Source organism: uncultured Cetobacterium sp. (genome assembly GCF_945952365.1).
Taxonomy (GTDB): domain Bacteria; phylum Fusobacteriota; class Fusobacteriia; order Fusobacteriales; family Fusobacteriaceae; genus Cetobacterium_A.
Genome location: NZ_CAMFHX010000018.1, coordinates 1 through 11,864, shown reverse-complemented (window position 1 = coordinate 11,864; position 11,864 = coordinate 1). Strand labels below are relative to the sequence as shown.

The 11,864-nt window shown below is 32.2% G+C and carries 2 protein-coding genes; one reads left to right on the top strand and one right to left on the bottom strand.

Annotation, left to right across the window (positions count from 1 at the left end):
* Positions 1–45 precede the first annotated feature (45 nt).
* Positions 46–270 (bottom strand): diol dehydratase small subunit, encoded by a 225-nt coding sequence (locus tag Q0O83_RS07600; protein WP_294095865.1) that lies wholly within the window; start codon positions 268–270, stop codon positions 46–48.
* Positions 271–478: 208 nt separating this feature from the next.
* Between Q0O83_RS07600 and Q0O83_RS07595 the strand changes: the two genes are divergently transcribed.
* A partial coding sequence (locus tag Q0O83_RS07595; RefSeq protein ID WP_294095863.1) for a hypothetical protein occupies positions 479–11,864 on the top strand: 11,386 nt, incomplete at its 3' end.

Sequence of the window (11,864 nt, the reverse complement as noted above, 5' to 3'; positions counted from 1 at the left end):
TATAAAGATTCCTAATCGTTTATTTTGAAGATTAGGAATCTTTTTTTATTCAGAATCTTTTTTAAAAAATCCTTTTTTTTCATACGTTTGAATTAGAGAGCGAATAAAGTTAGCATTTTCTGAAGCACCATACAAAAAATCGAGCTCATGAGCTAAGCTTAAGAGTTCATCTTTAGTTGATTTGTAAGGCTTTAATGCACGATATATTTGTAGGATACGCTCATCTGAAACTTTAATAAATTGCTTCGATGTTTTTATATTTTTATCCATAGTTTCTCCCTATCTTAAATAGTACAATATTTTTGATATCGAAATTTTTTTACAAAATAGAACTTCTGTTTCCTTTTTTCTGAAATAAAAAATATGTAGTGTTTTTTTATTTTTGATAACTATTTCCAAAATAATGAAATATAAAAAAGGAATGAAAGAGAACATAAAGAATATATTTTGAAACGTATAAAAATATTAAGGAGGAACTATGGGGACAACGGGGACATATAAACGGTTTTCAGCACTATTTATTTTCTTATTAAATTCTATATTTTTATTGGCGGCTCCAGTAGTAACAATTCAGAAAGTTAATACATCGGGAGTTGTACAATCAAATGAGTATGACACAGGAGAAACATTAAGATTTAAGGTACGGATTGCTAATCCAGGACCAACAGCATTAACAAATATAAAAATAGAAGCGCCGCTGAGTGGAATAACTTCAACATTAGATGGAGGAGGTGCGGGAGCGGCTTTTTCTAATTTAGTAAACCAAGTTAGTGATAGTAGTTTAGGCGCTATAGCGGGTAGCGTACCATTAAATGGTGATTTTTCAGTTAATGGTGTAGATATACCAGTAGGAGGATTTGTAGAGTATTTCGTGAGAGGAACTGTAAATAATTTGGTAAATGGTCAATTAACTCCAGTTGTAACTGTAAAAGAAACTAACAATACATCTATTGGAACTGGAAATATTACTTTAACAAGAGTTCCTTACACATACACAATAGGAAAGACATCACCAATAGCTTATTACGAAAAAGAGGGAGTTGTAACTTATAAGGTAACAATAACAAATACAAGTTCAACAACTACAATAAAAGATTTTAAAGTAGAGGATATTTTACCATCTGATTTAACAGGGGCAACTATAACTGCGACTAGTACAGGATCAAGTACAGCAGGAAGTTTTTCACCTTCTGGAAATTTAATTGCGACAGGAATAGAGATTAGTCCTTTAGGAAAAGTAGAATATACAATAACTGCAAATGTAAAAGCAGGGGTAACTACTCCAATAGTTAATACTGCAACAACTACAGTGAGAGGTCAAACAGAGAGCTCACTACCTTTGACTTTAAATTTAGCAACTTACGACTATTCAATTATAAAGACAACGACAACAACAAATTATACACCAGGTCAAAACTTAACATATAAAGTAAGAGTTCAGAATAACTCAAGTACTGTAGGAATTACAAAAATGAAAATTGAGGATATTCTTTCAACGATTACAGGAACTGCGGCGAATGGTTCTGTAAAATCAGTTTTTGTACCAGGAACAATAACAACAACAGCGACTGCATCAGGAGGTAGTAGTGCAGGATTATTCTCACCAACAGGCAATTTATCAGCTACAGATGTAAGTATAGCCACAAACTCTTTTATAGAGTATACAATAACAGGAAAAGTAAACGATGATATTGTTGGTGTATTTGAAAATACAGCAAAAGCAACCGATAGAAATAATGTTGAAAAAGTATCGACAATAACTACAACATCAGTAGCCCCAGTGATGAACTTGACTAAAACGCAAAACCCAACGAGTTATAGACCTGGACAAACAGTTACTTATACAGTAACTGTTAGAAATACAGGAACAGGAATAGCTTCTAACTATTTAGTAGAAGATTTATTGGCTGGAATAACAGGAAGACTTGGGAATAATGGAACTTCGTCAGCGACAGATGTAGCATCTTCAGGATTACTTAATACTTGGACTGTAAATGCCGCTTTAGCTGCAGGATCAACAAAATCTTTGTCAGATATAATTAGTAATGGAGGAACTACATCTAATACAAATTTATTGGATATAGTATCAGTCTTCCCTGGAGAAAGTATAATTTATACAATAACAACAGTAGCAAAAGATTCTGCAATTAGTAATATAGTAAATGTTGCTAATTTGAAGAAAGATAATGTTTTACAAAAAACAGCAACGGTTACAACAACACCTGTTGCTTTGGCAAATAATAGTACTGTTGTTATAACAAAAGTTCCAACACAGATAGAATATAAACCAGGAGATGTTATAACTTATAACTTAACAGTAACTAATCCAAATAACAATTTTATGAATGATATTACTATAACAGATTTGATAAATTCAATAAAGGCAACACAAATAGATGGATCGTTAGCTCCAGCATTTGATAGTTGGGATTTATCTGTCTTATCTACATCAGGAGTAGGAACAGCATCTGGAACAGTAAATACAACAAATAATACAGGAGATTTGATTTTAACAGCAGATATTGGACCAAATGGAAGTATAGTTTATGAAATAAAAGCAAAAACAAAACTTACAACTGTTGGCTTAATACAAGATAATACAACAATATCAGGGGACAATGTTGTAGAAACAGGACCTGGAGTAAAAATGTCTACTCCAATTTTAGAAGTAGCTAAAAATGTTAATACTACAGAATATGTTCCAGGAGGAACACTAATTTACACAATAGATGTTGATAATCCAGGAGATGGATATGCTACTAATGTAATGATTACAGATAAGCTAAGCTTGGTAACAGCTCAGTTAATAGATGGAACAACAGGACCTGCATTTAATTCTTGGAATATAACTTCGAAAATATATGATATATCTGGAAGCACACCAGTACTTGTAAATAGTGTTTTAGATCCAACAAGTGCAGGAACATATTCACCAACAGCAGATATAAATATAACAAATGCAATTTTAGGACCAAACAGAAGAATAACTTATACAATAGAAGCGGTTTTAAATCCTAAAGCAAAAGGTGCTATTAAAAACTTAGCAACAGTAAATGGAGCTGTTTATTCTGATAAAGGATCACAGACAAAAGTTTCAAAAATAAGTATAGAAAAAACGACACCAATATCAACATATGTTGCAGGAGGAACAACAACTATAACATATGATGTAGTTGTAAAAAATGATGCTACTGCAGGGGTTGCTATAGGAGTAAAAGTTGAAGATAAAGTATCAGAAGCTATTGCAGCTCTTTTAAGCAATGGTACAACAACAACAGCTTTTAGTAGCTGGACGATATCGGCTCCTGTACTAACAGGAAGTGAAACAAAATCAACACTAACTACCGGTATTAGTAATGTTGATTTAGTTGACACAGTTAATATTTCACCAGCTGGATCTGTAAAATATACAATAACAGCAACATTAAAAACACCAACATCAACTAATATTTTATACGGTCCAATAACTAATACAGCAAAAGCCGATGGTTTAATTGCTTCTGCTACATCAACACCTAAATTACCAAATTTAAATGTATCTAAAACAGCAATATCGGGAACGTTTATACCTGGTGGAACTGTATCATTTAAAGTTGTTGTAAGTAACAATGGACAGGGATATGCAAACGATGCTTTAATTAAAGATATTTTAAACTCAACATATTTTGAAAATATAGAGATAAATGGAACACCAACAGGGTTAGGAACGACAACAGGGATAAGTAATCCTATAAATACTGATTTAAATGCAGTTGTAGATATAGCACCTGGAGGAAAAGTTGAGTATACAATTACAGCTAAAGTAAAAGCTAGTTACTTAGGAAATACAGTTTCAAACACAGTAGAAGTAACAGATACTCAAAATAATTTAACAACAACGACATCAGCAACAATAACAAAAAATGGAGGCTCAGGAAATCTTCTTGATTTTGTGAAAAGAAGTAACAACACCATATTCGAACCAGGAGGAACAATAACTTACTTTATAGATGTTATAAATAGATTAGGTTCAGAAAAAGTAGTTACAGTAAAAGATGTTCTTAGCAATATAAAAGCAACTTATGCAAATGATTTAGCACTTGAAAATGTAACAGATATGCCTAATCAGCCAGCATTTGATACATGGAATATATTTAGAGATTTAAATAATTCAAATCCAACATCTGTTTTGGGAAGTCCAAAGACAGATTTAAATGATACTATAACAATACCAGGTAATTCAACTATGACGTATAAAATAGTTGCGACAGTTAATCCTAGAGTTGTTACAACTCAGCTAACAAATATAGCAACTGTATTAGAGGGCACAACTTTAATCGGAACAAGTTCTGTGCAACATAACATAGTTCCACCAGGTGGAGGAGTTACTAGAGAAGTTAATAAGTCAACATATATTCCAGGAGTAGATACTATAAAATATACAATAACAGCAACTTCTACAGGTCCTGGATATCAAAATAATTTGAGTATAAATGAGCTTGTAAAAGACTTAACAGTACCACTTATAGATGGAACAGTTGGAAATCCATTTAATGGAGTATTTACAGTTACAAAAATTGTAACAAACGAAACAGATGGAACAGAAACTGTTTTTACAGTTGGACCAGCAAATAATGAAAATCTAATTGGTTTAGTGGATGTTAAACCTGGGGAAAAAGTTCAATACGTAATAGAAGGTTTAGTTCGGAAAGATGCAATTGGAACTATTAATAATAACGGTCTAGTAACAGTTCCTTTTAGATGGAACTTGCAAAATACAAAGAGTGTATTACCTAGTAAATATGAGCCTGGGGGATATATAACATATACAATAACTATAAAGAATAATAGTAATGGTAATGCTCAAAATATACCTGTAAGTGATGACTTCAATGTAATTAAAGTTACAGATTCAACAGGAGCACTTGTGTCAGCTTTATCAGATATAACTGTTGATTTAGCTAACAGTACTGCAACAGGATTTAAAGCAGATTTAGGAAATCCTACTATAACTGCAGGAGTATTAACTGCAACTCCAGATATACCGATAGGTGGAGTTATAGTTTATAAAATTAAAGCTAAAGTAACAGATAAAGCTGTTGGTTTTATTACAAATACAGCTATTGTAGATGGAGATGCAGTATCAAACCAAGTAGGACCATCGATAGATAAACCTGAAATTAAAAAAGAAGTTTTAAAATTCTATAAACCAGATGGAACAACAGTTATAACAAATAGATATATGCCGGGTGGTTTTATAGAGTATAAAGTAACTCTAAAAAATACAGGAAAAGGAATCTTAAATAATGGAACTTTCCTAGATGAGATAGGTGCAATTACGGCAAACTACGCAACAACAGGAGTAACAGGACCAGCTTTTGATAGTTGGACAATAACAAAGTTAAGTGAATCAGGAGCTTCAACAGTGGCGGATATAAATAATACAATCCCTTTAGGAACAGAAGTTTTAAATTCTGCAGCAAAGCCTAAAATAGAAGGGCTGATGGATATTCATCCAGGTGGAGAGATTGTTTATATAATAAAAGCTAAAATAAATGAAAATGTAGTTGGAAACATTACAAATATAGCTAGTTTAAATGGATTAAAATCAAGTGTAACTTCACTTATGCAAAATCCAACGATTGTTCACACTAAAAAAGTATTTGAAGAAAATGGAACAACAGTTAAAACAACTTTTTTACCAGGTGATAAAGTTGTTTATAAAATGAGAATTGAAAATACTGGTTTAGGTACGAGTGCTTCAAAAACTTATACTGATATAGTTGCTAATATAGTAGGAGAGATTGCTGAAACTGCAGGATCACCAGCAATTCCAACAGCGAATGTATTTGCTAGTTATACAGCTAGTTTTACAACATCTGGTGGGAATGTTACAACTATAGGATCTGCTGGTTTAAATCAAACAATTAATCTTCCAAATTCGGTTACAATAGCTCCGGGAGGATGGATTGAGTTTAGAATAGATGGAACATTAAAGGATACAATTATAGGTAGATTTACAAATAGATCAACTTATGACGGAAATAACCAAGATGTAAGTCTAAATCCAGTACCACCAGTAATAACAGCTAAGAAAACTCTAACGAAGTTAAATGGAGTAGATTTTGTAGCAGGAATGACATATGCTCCAGGAGATTCTGTGGAGTATAAGGTTGAAATTGAAAATATTGGAAGTAGCTTCTTCAATAACTTATCTATTGGAGATAATCTTGATGCAATAGTTACTAGCTTAACTGGGGATAATACAGGAAAGGCTCTTGAAAATATAGTGATATCAGCTCCAGTTGTGACTAATACACTTTCAAAGCCAGTTTTAACAGATATAAAATCGCTAGCTTCAAATACATCTACAAACTTAGCTGTTGAAGTTGATTTTGCACCAAAAGATAAGATTGTTTATAAAATAACAGGAAATATAGTAAAATCAGCAATTGGAAGTATACCAGCAAATATTGCGATAATAAATTTAGTAAGTTATCCAAGTAATCCAATAAACCCAAAGGTACCAATAATATCTTCTAAAAAAGAGTTAATAGCCCCAGCGAATAAAATTTATGGGCCAAACGAAGTTGTAGAGTATAAAATTACAATAGAAAATACTGGTGAAGGTTTTGGTAATGATATAAAAATAGTTGATTTGATAAGTGATATTAAGACGACTCTTTTAAATGGTAGCCAAGGACAAGCTTTTGCAAACTGGACAATAACAAGCCTTATAACTCATAGTAATACGGCTTTTAACGGTCAGACAATTTTACAAAATGCTTTGGCGGATAATACGAATATCAATACAGAAGTGGATATAGCACCAAGCGGAAAAGTTGAAATTACAATAAAAGCAACAACATCTAGTTTAGCAGCGGGTGAGATTGTAAATATTGCAAAAATAGATAACGTGGAGAAGTCAAGCGATAAAATTAATCCGAGAACAGCAGTTGTTGAATTTAATAAAGTTCCTTTAATAACAGGAAATACTACATATACTCCAGGTGGAGATATTGGATTTAGATTAATTCTTAGTAATACGAGTATGAATGCAATTGCAAAAGATATTGATTTAATTGATTTAGTAAGCAGTATAAAAGTCGACTCATCAACTGGTGGACAAGTAGAAGCTTTTGAACCTGGGTGGATATATGAGATTGTAAGTGTTAGTGGAGATACGACTAAATTTGCAACTTCAGGAATTATGAATGGAGCAGATATAAATACAGGAAAAGTTACTTTAGGACCAGGTGAAGTTGTAGTTGTTAGAATAAAAGGAAAAGCAGTGAATACAGCAATCGGGAACATTGTAAACACAGGAAATGCAATATATAATGGGATTGATTTAGGACCAAAAACAGTTACGTTGACACCAGCCCCAGGAATTGCAGATTTAAGCAAAGTTGTAAATAAAGAATCGTATACAGTAGGTGGAAAATTAATCTATACAATTGTTGTGAAAAATACAGGAACAGGTTATTTAAATGATGTTACGATAATAGATGATTTAAAACTAATTGAAACAGAATTAGCAACTACGGGAGTTGGAAAAGCTATAGATAGCTTTAATGTGGTAACTCTAACAAAAACAAATGCAGCTACAATTATAACTAGAGATACTACATATGCTAATGGATTTAAGGCAACTGGGGATATTTATCCAGGAGATACTGTTACTATAGTAATAGAAGCAACACTAAATCCTCTAGCAGCAGGGAAGATAACAAACATAGCTAAAGTTTTAGATTCATCAGGAAATGAATTTAGTGAAGATAAAACAAACAATACTACAACAGTAAATCCCTTACCAGCAATTGTACAAATATTAAAGACAGTTGATAAAGCAACATATATTTCAGGGGATACTTTAACTTATAAAGTTGTTGTTGAAAATACAGGAACAGGTTGGGCAAATGGAATAAAAGTTACAGATGATATATCTGGAATTTTAGCAGATATAGGTGGAGCATCTGTTGGTGCATTTGAGTCATGGACAATAGCAGCAAATAAAGTTGCTGGAAGTGATAAGGTTGTACTAGATAATTTAGAGCTAACAAATACTGCAACATTAACATCAAACAGTAATTTAGATGCGAAAGTTTCATTAGCACCTCTTTCTGCAATAGAATTTACAATAGTAGCAAAATTAAAAGCTAATACAACAACAGATATAAAAAATATTGCAAAATATCAGTATGATCCAAATAATCCGAGTAATCCAACGACGGATCCAAAATTAAGTAACGAGGTTATAACAACTCCAAAGGTAACAGAGTTAACAATAACTAAATTACAGAATAATCTAAGAGAAAGATCTGGGTTTACAGCAAACCCGGTTCAATATTGGTTAGATGACGTTATTTTATATCAAATTGTTGTTCAAAATGGTGAAAATGCAATAAATAATTTTGAGATAGTTGATAATATACAACAAATTTTAGTTGGAGGAAGTGGAGGAAGTAATATTCCTGCATATTCTCAGTGGTCAATAGATAGTATTGTTTATTCTGATGGAACAGCAGGGCCAATAAGTGCCCAGCCATCGGGAATAGCAACACAACCATCAGGAGAAAATATTTCAGTTAAAACAAGCTTGAAAGCGGGAGAAAAAGTAACTGTTACGATTAGAGCTCAAATAACAAAGGGAGATGAAACTAATCTGAATTTTCCACAATCAGTTATAAAAAATACAGCTTCAATAGTTGTTGAAGTAGCAGATGAAAATACAGTAACAGAAAACTCGAATGAAGTTATCTTTACTCCTTATCCACCAGTACTGGAGAGATCAAAAACAATAACTAGCATTGGAGGGGTAGATTATACACCTGGAATGACTTATTCTCCTGGAGATAAAGTTGTTTATACAATAGGTCTAAGAAATACTGGGAATGGAGTTGCAGATAATATAACAGTAAAAGATGATATAGCATCTGTAGTTACAGAGTTAGCAGGAGGAGCAGTAGGGTCAGCATTTAGTACTTGGACAGTAACCTTAGATAAATCACCAGCAGCTAAAGTTGATGGAACATATCCATTATCAAGTCCAGCAGTGATAGATGATATCGTTGATTTAGGACCTGATAAATATGTAAACTTTATAATAGAGGCGACAGTTGCAACTAATGCAATTGGAACGATTTCTCCAAATATTGCAATAATAAATGGAGAGGATAAAGTTACTCCGCCTATTCCACCGAAAGCAGGAACAGCACCGAGTTTAACTAAAAAAATAGTTGTGGAAGACTCTAGATTAGATAAATCTGAATATAGTGCAGGAGATACAATAGTTTACGAAGTTACAGTTTCTAATTTAAATGATAAGATTTGGCTTAATGATGTAAATGTAGTGGATTTAATAAGTGATGTAAAAGCTTTAAATCTAGCAGGAGTTGAAGTTGCAGCATTTAAACCAAATTGGAAAATAGAGATGTCTAACTTAAAAGCAGAAACTATATTTAGTGGAACTTATCCTAAAAATAATGTGAATTTAAATGAAACTATGGATTTAGCTCCAGGAGATGTAGTTAAGTTTAAAATTACTGCAACTATAAATGAGAATATAGTTGGAAAAATAATAAATACAACTACTGGGACATATAAGAAAAATAAAACAGAGACACCTCCATTAGAACCAGTAAGTGTGGAATCAGATTCAAAAATAGGTTTAGCAAAAATAACGAAATCACCATTTGAAGATTTTTATTCTCCTGGTGGAGTTATAGGATTTGATATTGTAATAGAAAATATTTCAACAGAGTTAATAAATGATTTAAAATTAACAGATTTAATAAGTAAAATAAAAGCAAGTAAAATTGGAGAACCAAATCCAGTACCAGTATTTAAATCTGATCCTCCTAATTGGACAATAACTTATCAGGTTGTAGGGGATACTGTGAATACAGATGCAACATTAATTCCAGCGACGGGGGATATAGATGCAGTAAATCTTGATATTGGAAAAAATACAAAAATTATAATTCAAATTAGAGGGACAGCAGCAGATAGAATATATGGAGATATAATAAATACTGCAAGCTATGAATATCCTGATACTAATGAGAATAAAGAAGTTACTGCAGTAATAAAACCAAAGGATCCTGTATTAACATTAGTAAAAAATGTAAATACACCAGAGTATGGACCACAGGATGAAATTGTTTATACAATTGAAATACAAAATACAGGAATAGGAGCTGCAATAGGAGTTGAATTAGAAGATGCAATAGGAGCTTTAGAAACAACTTTAGTAGGAATAGCAGCTCCAGGAACTGGATTAGCTTTTACTTCATGGACAAGAGAGTTGACATCTGTACCAGTAACTTCATCAGTAGTATCAGAAATTACAGATGGTGATACTTATAAAGCAAAGCTAGATATAGCTCCATCAGATAAGATTATAATCACTTTAAGAGGAGTTTTAGATGAAAGAGCTTACGGTAAAATAGATAACTTAGTATTACTAACTTATAGAGACGGACAAAATACAGAGAAAAAATTAGAAGCTAACGCTGAAACAACTGGAAAATCATCAGAATTATTCATAAGAAAAACAATAAATAAAAATGTTTATGAAGATGAAGATACATTAGTGTTTACAGTATTGCTTCAAAATGCTGGATTAGGATGGGGTAATAATATCGTAGTTGAGGATAAAATTAGTGAAATTTTAGATACTATTATAGGTCCAGCGTTTGAGTCTTGGACTATAAAAGTTACAAAATCATCAGAGTTATCTTCAGTTACAACAAATCCAGAATCGACAGATCCACCAACACCAGACAATAAAGATTTAAATGTACTTGTAGATATAGCACCAATAAGTCAGGTTGGATTTGAAATAACAGCAAAATTAAAACCGAATGTAAGCTCAATAATAAGAAATACTGCTTATATGCAAAAAACACCTGATTCACCAAAAGAGCCAAGTCCAGAAGTTATTGCGGAACCGACTGATGGAACAATCTCTATAACAAAGAGTGTAGAAGAATCTGTTTATGTTGTGGGAGAAAAACTAACTTATATTTTAGAGGTTAAAAATAGTGCGAATATACTTGCAAGAGATGTAATTATAAAAGATGCTTTAAATAGCATAAAGGTAGTTACAAACTTAGGGACAGAAATAAATCCATTTACATCTTGGAAAATTGTAAGCATAACACCTAGTTCATCGACATTGCCGTTGACAACGCCAATAAGTATATTACCAGCAATAGGGATAGATGGAACAACTGATATAGAGATAAAAACAAACATAAAAGCAAATGAAACAATAGCTATAAAAATTGAGGCGATAGTTGCTTTAGGAGATGAGCAAACTGGAGTTCCAACAGGGATGATAGAAAATAAGGCTATTGTAACTTATGAGGAAAAAGAAATTTTTGATACGGCTAAAACAACGCCGGGAGAACCTTTATTATTGACAACTAAAGTTATTAAATCATTAGCTGGAAATACTTTTGAAAATCAAAAGTATAATTCTGGAGATGAGTTAGTATATGAGATAACTGTTCAAAATAATGGTGGAGGAATGGCGAAAGATGTAAGTATAATTGATTCAATTTCAACTATGGCTACAGAATTAGCTGGTGGAACAACAGGACCTGCATTTGAAACATGGAGCACTGTTATAACAAAATTAAAACCGACAACATTAATACAGCCATCGGCAGTATTAAAAGATACGGATATAAATTTAATTGCGGATATAGATAAAGGTGAAAAGATTGTAATAACAGTTACAGCTAAAATAAATTCAAAAGCAGTAGGAATTATACCTAAAAATATAGTAACAGTTGGACAAGATCAAAAAGAGACACCAGAAGTGGATCCAGAAAAAGGAGTTTTAGAATTCACTAAAACAATAATAGATGGAACTGACT

Coding starts and splice junctions, on each gene's coding strand:
- Q0O83_RS07600 (WP_294095865.1), bottom strand. CDS start 270: ATGGATAAAAATATAAAAACATCGAAGCAATTTATTAAAGTTTCAGAT.